The organism is Candidatus Thermoplasmatota archaeon (genome assembly GCA_035540375.1).
In the GTDB taxonomy this organism is placed as follows: Archaea; Thermoplasmatota; SW-10-69-26; order JACQPN01; family JAJPHT01; genus DATLGO01.
Window position 1 is genome coordinate 1 of the sequence record DATLGO010000052.1, and the last position, 18689, is coordinate 18689.

Annotated in this window: 16 protein-coding genes and 2 rRNA genes; 6 read left to right on the plus strand and 12 right to left on the minus strand. The window is 71.1% G+C overall.

Annotated features, from left to right (window positions below):
• Positions 1 to 792, minus strand: a 792-nt coding sequence (locus tag VM889_06475) for a hypothetical protein (GenBank protein HVL48185.1), incomplete at its 3' end; no start/stop codon positions are given.
• Between the two features lie 51 nt (positions 793 to 843).
• A complete protein-coding gene (locus VM889_06480) occupies positions 844 to 1446 on the minus strand; it encodes a class I SAM-dependent methyltransferase (protein ID HVL48186.1) in 603 nt (200 codons plus the stop codon).
• Between the two features lie 218 nt (positions 1447 to 1664).
• Here VM889_06480 and VM889_06485 point away from each other — a divergent pair, with 218 nt between their 5' ends.
• The gene (locus VM889_06485) at positions 1665 to 2777 is read left to right on the plus strand and encodes a YkgJ family cysteine cluster protein (protein HVL48187.1); all 1113 of its coding nucleotides are present in this window, start codon (positions 1665 to 1667) and stop codon (positions 2775 to 2777) included.
• A gap of 34 nt (positions 2778 to 2811) precedes the next feature.
• Positions 2812 to 3105, plus strand: a complete 294-nt coding sequence (locus VM889_06490; GenBank protein HVL48188.1) for a hypothetical protein — start codon at positions 2812 to 2814, stop codon at positions 3103 to 3105.
• Here VM889_06490 and VM889_06495 read toward each other — a convergent pair.
• Genes VM889_06495 through VM889_06510 form a run of 4 tightly spaced genes read right to left on the minus strand, consistent with a single transcriptional unit; the run spans position 3102 to position 8357 of the window.
• Positions 3102 to 4397, minus strand: coding sequence for an Ig-like domain-containing protein (locus VM889_06495; GenBank protein ID HVL48189.1), 1296 nt, complete (start codon positions 4395 to 4397; stop codon positions 3102 to 3104). The two genes, VM889_06490 and VM889_06495, sit on opposite strands and share 4 nt — an antisense overlap.
• A gap of 47 nt (positions 4398 to 4444) precedes the next feature.
• Positions 4445 to 5881, minus strand: coding sequence for a heme o synthase (locus VM889_06500; GenBank protein ID HVL48190.1), 1437 nt, complete (start codon positions 5879 to 5881; stop codon positions 4445 to 4447).
• A complete protein-coding gene (locus VM889_06505) occupies positions 5882 to 7543 on the minus strand; it encodes a cbb3-type cytochrome c oxidase subunit I (protein HVL48191.1) in 1662 nt (553 codons plus the stop codon). It abuts the gene before it with no gap.
• A gap of 1 nt (position 7544) precedes the next feature.
• Positions 7545 to 8357 carry a heme-copper oxidase subunit III gene (locus VM889_06510; GenBank protein ID HVL48192.1) on the minus strand — a complete coding sequence of 271 codons (813 nt, stop codon included), beginning with the start codon at positions 8355 to 8357 and terminating at the stop codon, positions 7545 to 7547.
• 216 nt (positions 8358 to 8573) lie between these two features.
• On the opposite strand from VM889_06510, the gene VM889_06515 reads away from it, so the two are divergent.
• The 3 genes from VM889_06515 to coxB are packed head-to-tail and all read left to right on the plus strand — an operon-like array spanning position 8574 to position 12145.
• Positions 8574 to 9971 carry a hypothetical protein gene (locus tag VM889_06515; protein ID HVL48193.1) on the plus strand — a complete coding sequence of 466 codons (1398 nt, stop codon included), beginning with the start codon at positions 8574 to 8576 and terminating at the stop codon, positions 9969 to 9971.
• A gap of 53 nt (positions 9972 to 10024) precedes the next feature.
• Positions 10025 to 11014, plus strand: a complete 990-nt coding sequence (locus VM889_06520; GenBank protein HVL48194.1) for a hypothetical protein — start codon at positions 10025 to 10027, stop codon at positions 11012 to 11014.
• A gap of 57 nt (positions 11015 to 11071) precedes the next feature.
• A complete protein-coding gene (gene coxB, locus VM889_06525; protein HVL48195.1) occupies positions 11072 to 12145 on the plus strand; it encodes a cytochrome c oxidase subunit II in 1074 nt (357 codons plus the stop codon).
• Positions 12146 to 12197: 52 nt separating this feature from the next.
• Here the strand turns inward: coxB and VM889_06530 are convergent, their stop codons facing one another.
• Positions 12198 to 12359, minus strand: a complete 162-nt coding sequence (locus VM889_06530) for a hypothetical protein (protein ID HVL48196.1) — start codon at positions 12357 to 12359, stop codon at positions 12198 to 12200.
• Positions 12360 to 12528: 169 nt separating this feature from the next.
• Here VM889_06530 and VM889_06535 point away from each other — a divergent pair, with 169 nt between their 5' ends.
• Positions 12529 to 15726: a PKD domain-containing protein gene (locus VM889_06535; GenBank protein ID HVL48197.1), complete on the plus strand. Its 3198-nt coding sequence runs from the start codon at positions 12529 to 12531 to the stop codon at positions 15724 to 15726.
• On the opposite strand, the gene VM889_06540 is transcribed toward VM889_06535, so the two are convergent.
• The 5 genes from VM889_06540 to VM889_06560 all read right to left on the minus strand — a co-directional run.
• Positions 15710 to 16444 (minus strand): HAD family hydrolase, encoded by a 735-nt coding sequence (locus tag VM889_06540; protein ID HVL48198.1) that lies wholly within the window; start codon positions 16442 to 16444, stop codon positions 15710 to 15712. The genes VM889_06535 and VM889_06540 overlap by 17 nt on opposite strands.
• On the minus strand, positions 16441 to 16899 hold the full coding sequence (locus VM889_06545; GenBank protein HVL48199.1) for a peroxiredoxin: 459 nt from the start codon (positions 16897 to 16899) through the stop codon (positions 16441 to 16443). Before VM889_06545 ends, VM889_06540 begins: the two co-directional genes overlap by 4 nt.
• A complete protein-coding gene (locus VM889_06550) occupies positions 16896 to 17945 on the minus strand; it encodes a glycosyltransferase (protein HVL48200.1) in 1050 nt (349 codons plus the stop codon). The genes VM889_06545 and VM889_06550 overlap by 4 nt, the downstream gene beginning before the upstream one ends.
• Positions 17946 to 18074: 129 nt before the next feature.
• Positions 18075 to 18195, minus strand: a 5S ribosomal RNA gene (rrf, locus tag VM889_06555).
• An 86-nt stretch (positions 18196 to 18281) separates the two neighbouring features.
• Positions 18282 to 18689 (minus strand): 23S ribosomal RNA (locus tag VM889_06560); the annotation flags it as partial.

The following is an 18689-nucleotide window of genomic DNA, read 5'->3' on the forward strand; positions in this document are numbered from 1 at the left end:
CGTGGGGGGCGTCGGGCCCGTGGGCTGGCTCGGGTCGTACGGCGCGCCCTTCCCGGCGCAGCGGTACGCCGTGAGGTCGCTCCGCGAGACAAGGCGCTCGAACTTGTCGAGCACCTCGACGCGGACGGGCCCGCACACCTCGGGCACGTAGTACTGGCGCAGGCGCACCTTGCCGGCCGTCGCGTTCTCGACGACGAAGGCGTTGAAGGTGCCTGCGGGGACGGTGATGGATTCCTGGCCCCGCACCGCGTACGTGGTGTTGTAAAGGCCCGAGGTCGTCGATCCGCCGCGCGTGAGGGTGAGGCGGCAGTCGAGGCGCCAGCCGGCGCCCGAGAAGAGCGGGTACTGCAGGCCCTGGCAGGGCGGGTTCCAGTCCGCCTGCGTGTGGCGGCCCTCCGAGGCGGTGTCGGAGAAGCTCGTGAAGACCGAGACGTCGGTCACGTTGCGCACGACGGCGCCGTCGGTCGGGCGCAGGTAGCGCTTCTCCGTCGCGACGGTGCGCGTGATGCCGCCTTCGGCGGTGCGCGTGTTGTAGAGCGATTCGCTCTGGAGGAGGACGACGGTGTGGTTTCGCGTGGACGCGCCGGTCCCTTCGCGGATGAGCTCGTAGCCGCCGACGGTGACGCGCGTCGACCCGGTCGAGTTCTTGCCGAAGTCGGTCACGTCCGTGAAGAGGACGTTGTAGTCCCAGAAGTCGCCCGCGGCGTAGGCCGGGGCGTTGCCGGCGGACGCCGTGGGGAGCGCGAGCGCGGCGAGCGCGAGGACGAGCAGGACCGCGAAAACACGGGACATTGGAGGGTCCTCCGGTGGCGGGAAGGGGGCCGGAGCGGATATAAGGATTTCTTAAACGCGGTGGAACGCGGCGAGGACCCTGCGCCGAGGTCCCGCGAAGCGCGTGGGGGCTTCGGCCTCGACGACTTCGACGGGCGAGAGCCCCGGGAGGAGGCGCTCGACCTCGCCCGGCGCGAAGTAGTGCGCGAGGAGCCCGTCGCGCTCGTACGTCGCGTCCTCGACCCGGCGGCCCGCGCCGTCCCTGAGGTCGCCCCGCGCGAAGTCCACGACGACGGCGATGCCTTTCGGGGCGAGAAGGTCGACGATGGCCGACGCCGCCCGCGCGCGGCCGTCCGCGTCGAGCGCGCCCAGGAGGTGCGATGCGACGACCCCCGCGCACGCGCCGGCGCGCAGCGGCGGCCGCGTCGCGTCCCCGACCGCGGCCTCGCGGGCGCCTCCGAGCGAAACGGCGACCCAGTCGAGCGCGAGCAGGCGGCGATCGGGAAGCGCGGCCGCGAGGGCGCGATGCGTCTTGCCGCCGCCCGCGCCGAGGTCGAGCACCCACCCGGGGGGCGCGGACGCGAGATGCCGCGCGGCAAACGCGGCGTCGCCGCCCCCGCGCCAGGGCGCGGGCTCGCGGGCGTACTTGCGCGTCCAGGCGGCGCGGGCGTCCACGCGGCGTGAGGGCGACGGCGGGTCAAGCGTGTTTCGGGCGCGCGCGTCCCGGTCCCGGTCCCGGTCCCGGACCCGACGCCCGGACCCGGTCCCGGACCCGACGCCCGGACCCGGTCCCGAATCCCGGCACCCGGCGCCCGATGCCCGGTCCCGAGTCCCGGCGCCCGGCGCCCGAGGGTTCGCCGGCCTGAAATAGCGGAAGCGGCGTGGGGGCGGTGATGGCCGCCGTCGTCGACTACCGGGAGCTCGCGGGCGCCACCTTCGCGTGCCTCGAGGGTTGCGGCCTGTGCTGCGCGACGGCGCCCCGCCTCGTGGAGGACGAGCCGCGGAAGCTCGCGGGCCACGCGGCGTACGGCCGCCACGTGCGCCGCCGCTCGGACGGGACGGTGGCGCTCGCGCTTTCGGGCTCCGCGTGCGCGATGCTCGACGGCGCGCGGGCGTGCTCGGCGTACGAGGCGCGGCCGACGGCGTGCCGCCTCTTTCCGTTCCACGTGCACCTCGGCCCCCGCATCCAGGTGAGCCTCCATCGGGGCTGCCCCGGGGTCGCGCCGGGCGCTGCCGGAGCGTCGAGCGCAACGGACCTCGCGAAGCGCGTGGTCGCGCAGGCCTTGACGCCGGCCGCGCTCGCGGAGGCCGACCGCGCCGCCCTGAACTTCCGCGAGTTCGCCCGGCGCGCGGCCGTCGTCGGCTGGGAGGCGTCCCTCGCCGACCTCGCGCCCGCGTTCGCGCCGGTCTTGCCCGACCTGCTCGACCCCGGGCGGCTCGCGGAGATGTACGCGCGCCTCGCAAGCGGCGAGGCGGGCCTCGAGGAGGCGACGGCGGCGCTCGACGAGCCGGGCGACCCCGCCGCGTTCCTCGCGGACCTCGCGCTCGAGACGTTCCAGGAGGATCCCGAGGGCCGCCCGACGCACGTCGCGGACGGTTTCGCGTGGCGCGCGGCCGTCGCGGCGGACGACCGCGTGACGCTGTTCGACGTCCCCGCGCGCGGCGAGCCGAGGATCGTGGCCGAAACGCGCCTCGGGAACCTCCCGGTCGGCGCGCTCGACGACGGCGCCCGCGAGGCGCTCGCGCGCTACCTGGCCATCGCCCTCGCGCGCGACCACGCGGCGGGCGCCGCGGCGCGCCTCGTCGACCGGATGGGCTACGAGGTCACGGTGCCCGCGGCCTACGCCCGCGTGGCGGCGGACACGGCGGGCGGGCTCCTCCTGCGCGCCGCGCTCGAGGCGAAGGCCGCGGGCCGCGCGGTCGCGACGGCGCGCGAGGCCGACCTCGCGATCCGCGCGCAGGACATGGCGTTCCTGAGCCTCCCCACGATCGGAGCGGTCCTGTAGAAAGGCTGAAACCGCGTCGCGGATTTCGCCGCGCGTGCAGGACGACGTCGCCGGCCGCATCCTCCTTGCGCAGCGCATCCTCCGCGAAGGGCTCCAGGGGATGAACGCCGCGCTCGCGGCGCAGAACCTCCCCCCGATCGCTCCCGAGGAGAAGCGCGCGCTCTGGGCTGCGACGGAGGAGGGCGTGTGGGCTCTTCCCGAGGACGTCTTCGCGGACATGGATCCGGCGAGCGACGCATGGCTCGCGGACGCGCTCGACCACGACGAGGTCCGCCGGCTCCTCGAGCGCGCGATCGAGGCCGCCCTCGCGGCGCGCGCCAAGCGCTAGGGTTCGACGAGGCGGACGCCGTTCACGCTCGTGGTCCAGAACGCGGCGGTGTTCTGGGCGACGTTGTTGCCTTCCTGCGTCTCCGCGATCGCGTTTCCGGGATCGAGCACGACGCGCACGTCGAACTTGCCGACGAGCATCGGATCGGTCCAGGCGTACGAGAGCCCCGCCGTGCCGAACGCGGGCACCGTGAGCGTCTCCGTCGCGATCGACCGCCACGTGTTCTTGTAGCGGTACTCGAAGCGGATCTCGGCGTTCTCCGCGACGGCGTTCCCATGGTTGCGCGCGACGACCGTGAGCGTGGACGCCCCGAGCGACTGGAGGTTCGCGGTCGTGCCCGAGAACGAAACGACCTGGAGATCCCACGTGGGCGCATTCTGGACGTTGAGCGGGAGCGCGACCTTGGGCGAGGCCTGCGGAGCGTACTGCACGAAACCCTGGACGAGGAGCGTATGCGGCCCGTTGTGCACGCCCGCCGTCGTGTCCCAGAGATGATACCATCCGACGCTCGTGCCGCTTCCGACGCGCTTCGCCTGGACGGGGCTCGCGCCGTCGATCGACAGGGTGACGGCGGTGATGGGATGGGAGGGATGCGACGCGGTGCCCGTGACGTTCACGACGCCGGCGACGCCCGCGTGCGGGGCGGGCGCCGTGATGACGAGCGAGACGAGCGGGTTCTGAAGGTCGACCACGAGCGTCTCCTCCTTCGCGACGCCGTTGCCCGCCGTCGCGCGGGCCTTGATCGCGAGCGGGCCGTTCGGCTGCGCGTTCGCGTCCACGACGCGCGACCACGAAGTCGTGCCCGTCGCGAGCTGATACGGAAGGTTGCCCCAGGCGACCTCGACCTTCGCGATGCCGCTTGCGTGGGCCGCGGTGCCGGAGACGGTGAAGACGCCGCTCACGGTCTCGCCCGGGATGTGGCTCGTGAACGCGACCGTCGGCGTCGAGCCCACGATGACCTTGCCCTTCATGCTCGAAGGATGGACGCCGCAGTGGTAGTCGAACGTGCCCTCGGTCGGAAACGTCTTCGTGCAGCTTGCGGCGGGCGGCGAGCGCGTCGAGCACCAGACGTCGGACGAGGGCGCACCGACGCCCCCGACGACGCTGTGCGAGCCCGAGGACCAGCTCCACGTGACCGTCTCGCCCGCGAGGATGTTGACGGTGGACGGCGAGAAAGCGAAGTTGGAGACGGCGACGCTCGCGGGGGCCGCGCCCGCGCTCGGCGCGAGCGGCGTCGCGAGCGCGAGGAGGACGACCGCGACGACGAGACCCTGGGCGAGCCTCCCGGACATGGCATGCCCACGCGGAGGACGGGGTATCAACTTTGTCGTGAACGGACCTACGCGAGGAGACCGCGGGTGCGGATCGCGACGTCGAGGACCATGGCCGCGAAGAGGAGGCCGAGGTACAGGATGCTGTACCAGAAGAGCGCCTTCGCGCTCGCGTCGTCGTGCTTCGCCCAGAGCTTCACGGCGAAGCCGAGGAAGAGGCCGCCGAGCACGAGCGCGCTCGCGCCGTAGAAGACGCCGAGCGCGCCGAGGGGCCACGTGAGGAGGAGCGTCGAGGCGACGAGCACGACGCTGTAGGCGACGATCTGGTTGCGCGTCGAGGCCTCGCCCTTCACGACGGGCATCATGGGGACCACCGCGTTCGCGTAGTCCTCCTTGCGCAGGAGCGCGAGCGCCCAGAAGTGGGGCGGCGTCCAGAGGAAGATGATAAAGGCGAGCACGAGCGCGGGCACCGTGAGGGTGCCCGTGACCGCGGCCCAGCCCACAAGCGGCGGGAAGACGCCCGCGAGGCCGCCCCACACGATGTTCTGGGGCGTGCGGCGCTTGAGCCACATGGTGTAGAAGAAGAGGTACATCGCGATCGCGCCCATCGCGAGCCACGCCGCGAGCGCGTTCGTCGTGAACCAGAGGTAGATGAACGCCGCGATGGTGAGCCCGACGCCGAAGTTCAGCGCGTCCGAGGGCGCGACCGCGTTCTTCGGGAGGGGACGACCGCTCGTGCGCGCCATGAGCGCGTCGATGTCGCGGTCATAGTAGGAGTTGAAGGTGTTCGCGGCGGCCGCCGCGAGGACGCCGCCCACGAGCGTGTTCACGATGAGGGACGCCGGGACGGACATGCCGCCCGCGACGAGCATCGCGGAGTAGGCCGTGACGACGAGGAGGAGGATGATGCGCGGCTTCGTGAGCGCGACGTAATCCAGGACTCCCGCGCGGCGCGTCGCGACCGGGGCCTCGTCGGCGCCCGCGGCGACGAGCGCGAGCACGGAGGTGGTCGCCGTCGCGACCGCGGCCTTCGGCTTCGGCGCGCGCGTCTCGGGCTGCACGTAGGCGAGGATGGCCGTCGCGAGGAGCATCGAGTAGATGACCGTCGCCGTCGCGAGGTGGCTCGTGACGATGACGGGCTCGAGCATCTCCGTCACGGTCCATCGGCCGAGCATGACCTGCAGGAAAAGGACCGGGATCGTCGCGATGGGAAGCCACGCGAGGAGCGGGCGGCGGTGACGCTCCGCGCGCCAGCCCCACGCGGCGAGGCCGAGGATCATGAAGCCGACGACCATCGCGAGGGCGCGGTGGACGTACTCGCTCATGACCTGGTGCTCGGTGAAACCCACGTCGTCGGGGATGTCGAAGGGGGGGAGCATGCGGCCCCAGCAGTCCGGCCAGCCGGGGCACGCGAGACCGGCCCCCGTCGCCTTCACGTAGCCTCCGATCGCCATGAGGACGAACGTGGCCACGACCGTGACGACGGCGAGGGTCCGGAACTTCACTCACTTCACCTGGCCGCCGCCGGGCACGACCTCGAGGACGCCGCTCGCGGCGACGCCCGGGGCGGGCGCCTTCTTGGGCGGGACGTAGGTCAGCCACTCGTTCGTGGGCTTCTCGCCCCACGGGTCCTTCGTGACGATGGGCCCGTGGCGCGCCATCCAGACGAGGTTCCAGATGAAGAGCAGCTGCGCCGCGCCGAGGATGAAGGCGCCGAGCGAGGCGAGCTGGTTGCCGAGCGTGAACGGAGCGTCGTACGAGTAGACGCGCCGGGGCATGCCCTCGTAGCCCACCCAGTGCATCGTGAAGAACACGATGTTCAGGCTGATGAGCGTCAGCCAGAAGTGCCACTGGCCGAGCTTCTCGTTGTACATCCGGCCCGTCATGCGCGGGAGCCAGAAGTAGAAGCCGGCGAAGACGCCCATGACCGCGCCGCCGAAGAGCACGTAGTGGATGTGCGCGACGACCCAGTAGGTCATGTGCAGGTGGTAGTCCACGGGGATCGAGGCGAGGAAGACGCCGTCGACGCCGCCGATCGTGAACATCGCGACGAAGCCGAGGCTCCAGAGCATCGGGGTCGTGAACTGGATCTTCGCGTGCCAGATGGACGCGAGCCAGTTGAACACCTTGACGCCCGACGGCACGGCGATGATCATGGTCATGATCATGAAGCCCGTGCGCAGGAGCAGGCTCGTGCCGGTCGCGAACATGTGGTGCATCCAGACCGTGAAGCCGATGAGACCGATCGCGGCCATCGAGTAGGCCATGGCCTTGTAGCCGAAGATCGGGCGGCCCGTGAAGCGCGGGATGATCCAGCTCACGATGCCCATCGGCGGGAGGATCATGACGTACACCGCCGGGTGGCTGTAGAACCAGAACAGGTGCTGGTAGAGGATCGGGTCCGCGAGACACGCGTAGCTCGCGATGCCGGGCTCGCAACCGGGGTTCCAGAAGAAGTTGGTGCCGAGGTTGCGGTCGAAGAGCAGCATCACGAGGGCGCTGCCGATCGACGGCGTCGCGAACGTCACGAGAACGGCCGTGACGAGGACCGACCACACGAAGAGCGACATGTTGTTCAGCGTGACGCCCGGGCCGCGCTCGCGGAACGTGGTCACGATGAAGTTGATCGCGCCGAGCATCGAGGAGACGCCGACGAGCTGGATGCCGAGCGCCCAGTAGTCGATGCCGGGGCCGGGGCTGAAGGGCCGCTCGCTGAGGGGCGGGTAGCCGGTCCAGCCGCCGTTGCCGAGCGCGAAGGCGCCGGCGGACGGGTAGAAGAGGCCCCAGTAGATGACGATGCCCGCCGCGAGGTACGTCCAGTACGAGAGCGCGTTCAGGCGGGGGAACGACATGTCGCGCGCCTTGATGAGGAGCGGGACGAAGTAGTTGCCAAACCCGGCGGCGACGGGGATGATCCACAGGAAGATCATCGTCGTGCCGTGCATTGAGAAGAGCTGGTTGAACAGCTCCGGGTTGATGAGGGCGGTCGCCGCGTCGGCCGGGTCCGTCGGCCACATGAGCTGCCAGCGGATCGCGAGGGCCGCGAGGCCGCCGAGCAGGAAGAACACGAACGCGGTGATGAGGTAGAGGATGCCGATCTTCTTGTGGTCGGTCGTGAAGAGCCACTCCTTCCACGCGGGCGGGTGGCCGTGCTCGTGGTGGCTCATCTCAGTGACCTCCGAGGAAGTACGGGATCGGATCGTACACGACGAAGTAGAGCACGATCCAGACGAGATCGACGAAGTGCCAGTAGAGGGCGAAGGCCTCCACGGCGAGGTGCTTCTCGGCCGTAAACTGGCCCATGAGGCCGCGCACGAGCACGAGGATGAGCATGAGGAGACCGAAGGCGACGTGCAGACCGTGCGTGCCGGTCAGCATGTAGAACGAGGTCGTGTAGTAGTTCGTGGTGAACCCGAAGCCTTCCGCGAAGAGCTTCTGGTACTCGACCACCTGGAGGCCGAGGAAGATCGCGCCGAGGACGACCGTCGCCGCCATCCACTGCACGAAGCGCTTGTGGTTGCCGCGGCGGATCGCGAGGTGCGAGATGTGGCACGTGAGGCCCGAGAGGAGCAGGATCACGGTGTTGATCGTGGTGCCCGGGATGTCGAGGTGGAAGCCGGGCGGCGGCCACGCGAGGCCCTGCGCGATCGCGCGGCCCTCGCCGTTGTACCACGCCGCGAAGAGCGTGCCGAACACGACGACCTCGGTCCCGAGGAAGAGGACCATCGCCATGAACTCGGGCGCCTTCTTCTGGCCGGGCACGTTATCGGGCGGCGACGTCGGCCAGTTGCGGATGTCGTCGCGGATCCAGCCGCCGATCGCGACGAAGAAGATCGCAATCCCGATCACGAGCGGAATCGTGCCGTGCACGACGCCGAGGTAGGCGACGAGAAGCCCGAGACCGATGAGCGGAGGCCAGGGGCTGAGCTCGTGCTCGGCATGCGCGGCAGACCCGGGGGCGGATCCCGTGGGGTGACTCATGGCAACGCCTCTAGAGATAGAAGGATCGAGAGTGCCCTTGCGCGCGGACGCCGGAGAAAGCCGGGCTCGACGAGGCGGCGGGCACCATCGGTTCCACCGCGGGCAGAATCGGCCCTCGGTATAAACGTTGTGTAGCGACTGAACCGACGCCGCCGCGTCGCCCGCCGACGGGGAGAGCGGGCGAAGATTTTTCGCGGCGACCGCCCTCGCCCGGCCGTGCACGCCGCCCGCGTCGCGTCCGTCCTGCTCCTTCTCGTTCTCGCCCCCGCCGCCCACGCCGCGGGCGAGGCGGTCGCCCTCCCCGAGGGGTACGCGGAGCCGCTCGCCGTCGCCCCCGACGGCGCGGGCGGGTTCCTCGTCACGGTCGACCGGCCCCCGGCCCTCCTGCGCTTCGACGCCGCCCGCCGGAGCTACGGCGAACCCGTCGCGCTCCCGGGCCGCGCGGGGGGCGACGGCGGGAGCGGCGCCGACCCGCAGGACCTCGGCGCGGACCTCTGGGGCGTCGTCCCCGACGGCGCGGGCGGCGCGTTCGTCGCCTCCGCGAAGCGCGGCGCGGTGCACCACGTCGACGCGGAGGGCCGCGTGACGAGCATCCCGCTCGGGCCCGACGCGACGCCGCTCTTCCTCGTCGCGGACGGGGCGGGCGGCGCGTGGACGGCGGATTTCGTCTCGGGCCGCGTCATCCGCGTGAACGCCACCTCGAAGGTCGTCGAGGCGCCCTTTCCCAAGGAGGGCCAGCCCGCGGGCGCCGACCTCGGGTCCGACGGCCGCCTCTACGTCGCCTTCGCGGGCCCCGGCGAGCTCGTCGCCCTCGACGGAGGATCGGGCGCGGTCGCTTCCATCGTCGCGGGCCTCGCGGCGCCCGTCACGGTCGGACGCTCGGGCGCGAACCTGTGGGTCGCCGAGCACGGCGCGAACGTCGTGCGGCACGTCGGCGGCCTCCGCGTCCTGACCCCGTGGTCCCCCGAAGGCGAGGTGGGCACGCCCATCGGCCTTGCGCCCGACGGCGCGGGGGGCGTCTGGACGAGCCTCCACACGGTCGGCCTCTTCGCGCGCGCCTTCCCGGACGGCCGCCTCCACGCGTGGCCCGTCCCCCTCGGGAAAGCGGCGAACGCCTACAGCCTCGCGACGGACGGGAAGGTCCTCGTCCTCGCGCTGCACGACGTCGCGCGCCTCGCCGTCGTGGACCTCGCGACGCTCCCCCCCGTCCCGCCGACCCCGAACGAACCGCCCGTGAAGGCCGCGCCCGGCGCCATCACGCGCGCGACGCTCGGCCTCGACGGCCCGGCCCCCGCGAACGCGACGCTCGTGGTCTTCCCGGACGCGGGGAGCGACCTCGGCACCGTCCTCTATGAGGGAGGCCCCGTGAACCCGGGCGCGCGCGCCGCCGCGTTCGCGGCGAACGTGGGCACGAGCGCGAAACCCGGGCCGCACGCCTTCGTCGCGTGCCTCGTCGCGGAGGGCGCCTACGGATGCCGGACGCTGACGCTCGAGGTCGCGGCCCCCGGGTCGCCCACGAGGACCCCCGCCTTCGAGGCTGCGGCCGTCCTCGCAGCGGGGCTGTTCGCGCTCCTCGCGAGGGGTGGCGGCCTCGCGGGACGGAAGCAACGCTGACAAGGAGTGGAAAACTTACATATTTACAAGCTATTGCCCCCATTCTGTCAAAGTTGAGCTCCGCACTCGTCACAGTCTGCTCATTCCCACAGCGCTCGTGGCGGCTCAAGGCACGAGTATCAATACGCCGTGACCTCCGGGGCCGGCGAATACGGACTGGCGATCCTCGCATGGAAGCTCAGCTGAAGCTCCCTCCGTTCGCGATCGCCCTCGCCCTCCTCGCCGGCTGCATTCAACCCGCCGCCGAGGATGAGAGGCAGGAAGATGCGGACTGGCTCATTCCGTATTTGGATGCCACGCCCGCGCTCGACGAGTCGATCGCTCCCGGGGAATGGGCCGCGGCCCTCGTGTTTGAAAGCCGATTCGAGCTGCGCGACGAACGTCCCGGACGGCCCTACGAAGGCGAGTTTCCGTTCCGCGTCGCGATCGGCCATCGTGGAGACCGGCTCTATCTCCTGGCCATCATCACCAACATTACCGGCCATCCCGGCACCCACAGCGATGGGAATGGCACGAATCATTACCCGGATTACTTCAACATCTACTTCGCGATGGGCACCGAGGGCCCCCTCGCGGTTCCGAGCGACCTCCTGATCTGCAAGCACTTCCGCGGGCGTGGGGGCGGGTTGTGGGACGGCTACTGGACGGGAGAACGGTGGACGCGCCAGGAAAGAGGCGAGCCTACCCGACTCTTGGACCCTTATCCGAAGCAAGGCCGATCGTGCAGAGCTGGCCTCGACAGCGCCAATGCGACGATCTTCTGGGAAATTTCGATCCCCAAGCGGCCCTTCGACCGCCGATATGACGGGCTGGACCTCGAAGCGAACGATCGGTTCCGGATCGCCTTCGGCTTCGAGAGGGCGCTTTCGAGTCCCGAGGTCGAGCAGGGCGCCGTCGTCGGGAACCTGGACGTCCACCCGGGCGTCGGTTACACGCCCGAGAACGCCGCGAAGCCCGAGACCTGGCTGTCGGTCCAACTGGCCCCCCCGGCCTCGATCGCCCCGGAGGGTCACGCGCGCGACCCGTACGCGCCGACGGCGTGACGAACTGCTCGAAGAAAACGCTTAAGTCCCCCTTCAAAGCTGCCGGTCTCGGTCCCCATGGCCCGCCGGACGCGCACGCTCCGCAAGATCGCGGTGGTACTCGCGGCTCTCCTCATGACGCTCCCGACCGTCCTCGCGACCGGTACCTACCCGGACGCGTCCCCCGTCGCGGAGCGCATCAGCGACCTCTTCGCCGTGATCCTGTACGTCGCCCTCGTCATCGGCGTGGGCGTCGAGATCGTCCTCATCTGGTTCCTCTGGCGCTCCAAGTCGATCCAGCACCCCCCGACGGGCGAGGAGGAGCGCGGCCACGCCCGCCTCGAGTTCGCGTGGACCGTCGTCCCCGCCCTCATCCTCATCACGATCGCCTACCTCTCGGTGAGCACGCTCGAAGCGACCGACACGCTCCCCGAGGACGGCCCCGACACGATCGACGTCACGGTCGTCGGCGCGCAGTGGATCTGGCGCTTCGAGTACCCCGACGGGTCGACCTCGAGCCCCGACCTCTACGTTGCGGAAGGCGTGAACGTGCGACTCACCATCCGTAGCGTCGACGTCGTGCATTCGTTCAACGTGCCGAGCCTCGGCGTGAAGATCGACGCGATCCCGAACCACGACAACAAGTACTGGTTCCGCGCGACCGCGCCCGGCGAGTACCACATGCAGTGCACCGCGTTCTGCGGCATCTCCCACGCCTACATGACGGGCAAGGTCGTCGTCTTCCCGCGCACCGAGGGCGGCGCGCTCTACGGCGAAGACGCCGCAGGCGTCTCCGGCCCGTCCCGCGGCGAGGAGAACGTCCCGCCGGGCCCCGAGTTCACGGTCGAGCTGCGCGAGAGCAACTGCCCCGGCGACAAGCCCTGGTGCATCGTCCCGCAGGAGATCACCGTCAACGAGGGCGACGGCGTCCACCTCCGCGTGGTCCACGTCGGCACGAACCGCGTCCCGCACAATCTCGCGATCGGGGCGCCCTACAGCTTCAAGACGATCGACCTCGACGAGCGCGGCGAGGAGACGTGGCTCAACTTCACGGCCTCCAAGACCACGACCGGCGCGACCTACATCTGCGCGATCCCCGGCCACGCCACGAACGGCATGACGGGCACCCTCGTCGTCAACGTCCGGCCGTAAGGCCGAAAACCGGGGGCGCGAGCCCCCGCGCTCTTCTCCTTGTCAGGTCGACCTACAGGTCGTACTCCGCCGGGAGCTTGATCGCCCCGAACGCCGAGACGGCCGCCATCGCGAAGAGCGCGACCGAGTGGAGGCGGTGGGGCGGGTCCAGAAACAGGATCACGCCCGCGACCACCGCGCTCGCGCACGCCATCCACATCATGTTCCGCAGCACGGCGCCGCCACGCCCCAACCTCGTGAAAAGCCTTGTGCTGGCGTTGTACCGGACCGGCCCCGATCCGGGCCACGGATCCGTCGATGCGGCGGGCGAGGCGGCCGGGCGCCGAAAGGACCGGGCTACCTTGATAACCCGCCCCATTCATGGGACCCCGGGAGGCTCCAGCTTGCACCGGCCCGAGTCCAGACCGCGCGCCGTCCGCGCGACCGCTTTCGCGGTCGTCGCCATCCTGCTCCTCGCCCAGCCGTTCGCCCTCGCCGCCGACGAGGCGCGGGTCGCGCTGCCGGGACACGTGCCGCCCATCGTCGCCGAGGCCACCCTCCTGGGCCCCACCGACGACGCGAAGCCCATCGGCCTCGTCGTCACGCTCAAGCCCGCCGACCGCGCGGGCCTCGAGGCCGCGGCCTCCGCGGTCACGAACGGACTCATGGCGCCGCTCACCCCCGACGAGGTGACCGCGCGCTTCATGCCGACGACCGCCTCGCTCGACCGCGTCCTCCTGTGGCTCGCCGGCGAGAACCTCTCCGTCGTCCACGTCACCGACAACCGCGCCTCGATCGAGGTGCGCACCACCGTCGCCGAGGCCGAACGCGTGTTCGGCGTCGCGCTCCACGACATCGCCGTCGCCGACGGCCCCGCGTGGCACACCACCGTCGTCGAGCCGCGCGTGCCCGCCTCCGTCGCGCCCCTCCTCGAAGCGATCATCGGCCTCTCCGACCCGCCGCTCCGCACGTACCACGAAGCGACGGAGGAAGGCGAGCTGGACACGATGGCGAACGGGAACCCGCCGTTCAATCCGACGGACCTGCGCAACGCGTACGAGCACAACGGGGTCCTCGCCGCGGGCTACAACGGCGAAGGCCGCAAGGTCGGCATCACCTCGTGGGGCGCGGCGCGCCAATCGGACCTCGACTACTACAGCTCCACCTACGGGCTTCCGCAGACGGCGCTCCAGATCAAGCGGCAGACCACGGGCGCCTCCTCGTGCGCCCAAGGCTATGCGGACGAGATCGAATGGAACATGGACGTGCAGCTGGAGCACGCGATGGCGCCAAACGCGCAGATCTACGTGTACTGCGCGAACTCCGCGTCGATCACGGACATGGGCCTCACGATCGACGGCATGCTCTCCGCAAACATCGTGGACGTCGTGTCGCAGAGCTGGGGCACGTGCGAGGCGAACGTCGCCTCGTCGACGGGAACGACCTGGGGCACCAAGTTCTCCACGGCCGCCTCGCAGGGCATCGCGCTCTTCACCGCGAGCGGCGACGGCGGATCGCGCGAGTGCACGCGGAGTTCGGGTTCCCAGGCGATCTCGCCGTCCTGGCCGGCGACCGTCCCTCGAGGGGCGAGCGTGGCGGGGACAACGCTCGTCATGCAGCTCAACAGCTGGCAGAGCGAAAGCACCTGGAACTCGTGTGCCCCCTGCGGGGGCCCGTGGTCCGCCTCGGGCGGCGGCAGGTCTTCGCTCTACGCCCGGCCCTCCTGGCAGGACAAACCCGTCGGGCAGACGGGGCGCAGCTCCGGCGACCTCGCCGCGGTCGCAGATCCCAGCACCGGGGTGATGGTCCGGAGCGGCGGCTCGTGGTACCAGGTCGGCGGCACGAGCGCCTCGAGCCCCATCGTCGCGGGCTTCTGGACCACCGTCGTGCACGGCGCGGGCCGCATCGGCGACCCCGGCGAACACATCTGGAACGTCGCCAAGGGGGCCGACTACGGGCAGGCGTTCCGCGACGTCACGAGCGGCCACAACGGCGATTACGCGGCGGGCACGGGCTACGACTACCCGACCGGCTGGGGCTCGCCGCGCATGACCAAGCTTTGGCAAGTCCTGAACGACGTCAACCAACCGCCTATCATGCAATCCCTCGCTTGCACGCCGAACCCGGCCGCAAGCGGCCGCACCGTGACGTGCACCTTCTCGGCTTCCGATGGTTCGCCGGGCGTCTACTACACCGTGAACTGGGGCGACGGGTCCCCGACGCAGCGCGTGCCCGCAAGCGGCACCGTCGCGCCGGGCACGACGCAGTCCGCGACGCACAAGTGGAACGGCGCCGCGTCCTACACCGTCTCCGTCACCGCGACCGACAACGGCATCCCCGCGATGACGTCCACCGCGAAGACGACGACGATGACCGTCACCGCGAACGCGGCCCCCGCCATGCAGTCCGTCACGTGCACGCCGAACCCCGTCGCGGAGGACGCGACCTCGACGTGCAGCTTCCGGGCGACCGACGACAGCGACGGCCTCGCCTACCTCGTGGACTGGGGCGACGGTTCGCCGATTGAGCGCGTGCCCGCGGGCGGCTTCGTCGCCTCCGGCACGACGCGCACCGCCGCGCACGTTTGGGCCGACGTCGGAACGTACGACGTCAGCGTCACGGCCGTCGACGACGGCGCGCCGCCCGCGACGTCCGCGCCGCGCGTCGCGACCGTCACGGTGCAGCCCAACCAGGCGCCCGCGATGACGAGCGTCTCGTGCTCGCCGAACCCGGTGAGCGTCACGCGCGCGAGCACCTGCAGCTTCCGCGCGACGGACGACGGCACGAAGGTCGCCTACTACGTGGATTGGGGCGACGGGTCGGCCGTCGAGCGCGTGCCCGCGACGGGCCACGCGACGGCCGGGCAGACGGTGACGGCGCAGCACGCGTGGGCCGCGGTCGCGAGCTACAATGTCACGGCGTACGCGCGCGACGCGGGCTTGCCGCCGCTCGACTCGTCGACGATGACGACGACCGTCGTGGTCGTCCCCAACCAGCCGCCCACGATGACAGCCCTCGCGTGCGCTCCCGCCTCGACCCCGGTGAACGTTGCCGTGACGTGCAGCTTCACCGCGACGGACGACGGGACGCGCGTGAAGTACACCATCGATTGGGGCGACGGCTCGCCCGCGACCACGGTGCCGGCAAGCGGGTTCGCCACCGCGGGCTCGACGCAATCGGCCGCGAAGAGCTGGGCGAACGCGGGCACGTACACCGTGACCGTGCGCGCGACCGACGACGGAACGCCGTCGCTCACGTCCGACCCCCGCACGACGAGCGTGACGGTGGTGCCGTGCGCGCTCGACCGCACGGGTCGACTCACGGCGGGCGCGCTGGGCATCGTCCGGTTCGAAGGCTACACCTCGAAGACCGAAGAGGGGCTCGCGGACTGCGCCGGCCAACCGTACCGGCTCGAGGCCGTCACCCCCGCGGCGGGCGTGCCGGAGGACTTCGACATCTGCTTCTACAACGGGAACACGCAGATCCGGTGCGACCTGAACGTCGGGCCCGAGGCCGGCGTCATCCCGGCAGGAACGACGAAGGCCGTCGTCATCTACTGGTCGGGCTGGCTCGGCGAGTACCGGCTCAGGGCGCCCGTCTGAGGAGCGCGGGAAGTTCGGCGACCGAGGCGATGCGCGCGGTGGCGCGGGTCGTATCCACCGGACCGTCGCCCTCGAACATGCGGCTGCGCCTCACCGCGGGGTCGGCAACGAGCACCGCGCGCATCCCGAGCGCGAGGGCGGGCTCGAGGTCGATCGTCCACGCGTCGCCCACCATCATCGTCCGTGCCGGCGCGACGCCGAGCCGATCGAGCGCCAGGCGGAAGATCGCGGGGTCGGGCTTCCGCACGCCCGCGGCGCCCGCGCTCACGACGACCCGGAAGTGGCGCGCGAGGCCCGTTCGCGCGAGCGTGTCCTCCGGGAGGCCCGCGGGCGCGTTCGAGACGATCGCAAGCGGGTATCGGCCGGCGAGGTCCTCCACCGCGGCCGCGACCCCCTGGTAGGGCCGGATCGTCTCGGCGCGGACGCGGAAGTAGCGCGCCGCGAGGTCGCGCGCGAGCGCGGGATCCTCCACGCCGTGGCGCGCGAGGAGGCGCGCGAAGCGCGCCTCGGGCCCCGTCCAGGCCCCGCCCGCGTGGAAGACGCGACGGGCCTCCGCGAGGATCTCGTCGTGGTCGCGGTCGAGGAGGGCCGCCGCTTCGGGATGCAGCCGCGGCGCGACGGTCGCGATGACGTCGTCGAGCGCCGCGCGGTCGGCGGCGGTCGCGTCCACGAGCGTGTCGTCGAGGTCGAAGACGATCGCGTCGAGGTCCGCGTTCACGCGATCGCCTCGAGGACGCGCGCGGCGTGCCCCTTGACGCGGAGGTTGCGGAAGATCCTCTCGACGCGACCGTCGGCGCCGATCACGACGGTCGTGCGGATCGTTCCCTGGACCTTCCGGCTGTAGAGCGTCTTCTCCCCGAAGGCGCCGTACCGCTTCGCGACCGCGCGGTCGCGATCGGCGAGCAAGGGAAACCCGAGGCGCGCCTTCGCGCGGAACGCGGCATGGGTCGCGGCGTCGTCGGCGCTGATGCCGAAGATCCGCACGCCCGCGGCCTCGAACGCCGCGCGCGCGTCGCTGAAGGCGCGGAGCTGCTCGGTGCAGGCGGGGGTGTCGTCCTCCGCGTGGAAGGTCAGGAGGACCCGCCGTCCCCGCAGCCCGGCGAGGCGCACGGGGCGTCCGTCGTGGTCGGGCAGCGTGAAGTCCGGCGCGATCGCGCCTTCCGCGAGCGTCATGCCTCGCGGGGGATGGCCGAAGGGGGATTTAGGATCGGCGCCGGCTTCGCGAGCGCCCACGCGGGGGCGCGCCGCAGGGTCACGCGCGGTCGCCGGCGCGCGAGGTCGGCGAGCCCCGCGGCCGTCCCGACGGCGCGGACCGCGCCCTTGAGGACGCCAGCGGCGAGCAGGCGGCCGCGATGGGCCGCGGCCTCCGGGGACGCGACGATGGGCGCAAGCCCGCTGGAAGCGAGGACCGCGCCCGCCGCCGCGGCCGCGGGGAGGCCGCCGAGGGCGCCGGCCGCAAGGAGCGCGTAGCCCGTCGCGTTCGCGGCCGCGGCGCGGATGGGGGCGACCGCGGACCGTCCCCGCTTCCCGCGACGTTCCGCAAGCGCCCGGGCCCGCTTCGCGAAGAGCCGCACGTCGGAACGCGCGTACCAGAATTGCTTCCGCAGATACCTCGCGGGGGAGGCGCTTTCGGGCGGGTCGTGCCACACGACCGCCTCGGGCGCGTACACGATGCGCCCGCCCGCGTCGAGGATGCGCCAATAGAGGTCCCAGTCCTCCCCGCAGGTGAGCGCCTCGTCGAAGCCGCCGACCACCGCGAGGGCGGAGGCGCGGTACGCGACGTTGCTCGTGATGAAGCCGCGGTAGGTCGCGCGGAGGGTCAGATCCTCAAGCCGCGAGAAGACCGTGCCCCGGTCGGGGTGACGCAGGGCGCCGCCGACGCCGACGACGTCGGGATCCGCGAAACGCTCGGCGAGCGCCGCGACCCAACCGGGGTCCGGACGGCAGTCGCCGTCCGTGAAGGCGACGATGGATCCCCGCGCGGCCGCGACGCCCAGGTTGCGCGCCGCGCCGGGGCCGCGGCCGCCGTCCGCGAGCACCCGGAAGGGGTACCGCGACGCGATGGCGGCCGACCCGTCGGTCGATCCCCCGTCCACGACGAGGACCTCCAGCCGGTCCGGCGGGTAGCGCTGGCGCGCGAGCGCCTCGAGCGCCGCCGGGAGGGTGGCCGCTTCGTTGCGGACGGCGACCACCACGGTGAAGGAAGGGGCGACGGGCACGCGGCGAGGAGCGTTCGCGGGCGGATGAGTCATCCGGCGGAACCGTCGATGATCCGCCGGGCGGGCGGAGCTCGCGCTCGCCCAGATGAATGAACCCGCCCCGAAGGGCAGGCAGGAAAGACAGAGAGTGGCCGACAGCGTGCGCAAGTTCCCGGAGGCTCTCGCACTCCAGTACCGAAGCGTACGCGGGTGGGCTTAACTGCCGGGTTCGGAATGGGACCGGGTGGACCCCACCGCTATGGCCGTCGAACCACTCTCCGATGACATGACACCGCGTGAACGGCGTCGATGCCTGTGAGAGACGCAAACGCAACCTGTTTGAGGGTTGAGCCAACACACATCAGCGGTTCGAGTGCTTAGTAACGGCGGGCTGAACACGTCGCCGAAGCTTCGTGCGTACACCCCCGTCCTATCAACCTCGTCTTTTACGAGAACTCTGCTGCGTCGTCTTGGGGTGAGTTTCCGGCTTAGATGCTTTCAGCCGTTATCTCTTCCGGCGTAGCTGCTCGGCGATGCCTTGTCAGACAACCGATGGACCAGAGGCCAGGAGTCTTTGTTCCTCTCGTACTAAAAGACCCTTCCCTTCACGCAGTTACGGCTCCTAAAGATAGCAACAAACCTGTCTCACGACGGTCTGAACCCAGCTCACGATCCCTTTTAATGGGCGAACAACCCCACCCTTGGCAGCTGCTGCACCACCAGGATAGGGAGAACCGACATCGAAGTAGCAAGCCTCCAGGTCGA

Coding starts and splice junctions, on each gene's coding strand:
- VM889_06485 (HVL48187.1), top strand. CDS start 1,665: ATGGCCGCCGTCGTCGACTACCGGGAGCTCGCGGGCGCCACCTTCGCG.
- VM889_06495 (HVL48189.1), bottom strand. CDS start 4,397: ATGTCCGGGAGGCTCGCCCAGGGTCTCGTCGTCGCGGTCGTCCTCCTC.
- VM889_06505 (HVL48191.1), bottom strand. CDS start 7,543: ATGAGCCACCACGAGCACGGCCACCCGCCCGCGTGGAAGGAGTGGCTC.
- VM889_06510 (HVL48192.1), bottom strand. CDS start 8,357: ATGAGTCACCCCACGGGATCCGCCCCCGGGTCTGCCGCGCATGCCGAG.
- coxB (HVL48195.1), top strand. CDS start 11,072: ATGGCCCGCCGGACGCGCACGCTCCGCAAGATCGCGGTGGTACTCGCG.
- VM889_06545 (HVL48199.1), bottom strand. CDS start 16,899: ATGACGCTCGCGGAAGGCGCGATCGCGCCGGACTTCACGCTGCCCGAC.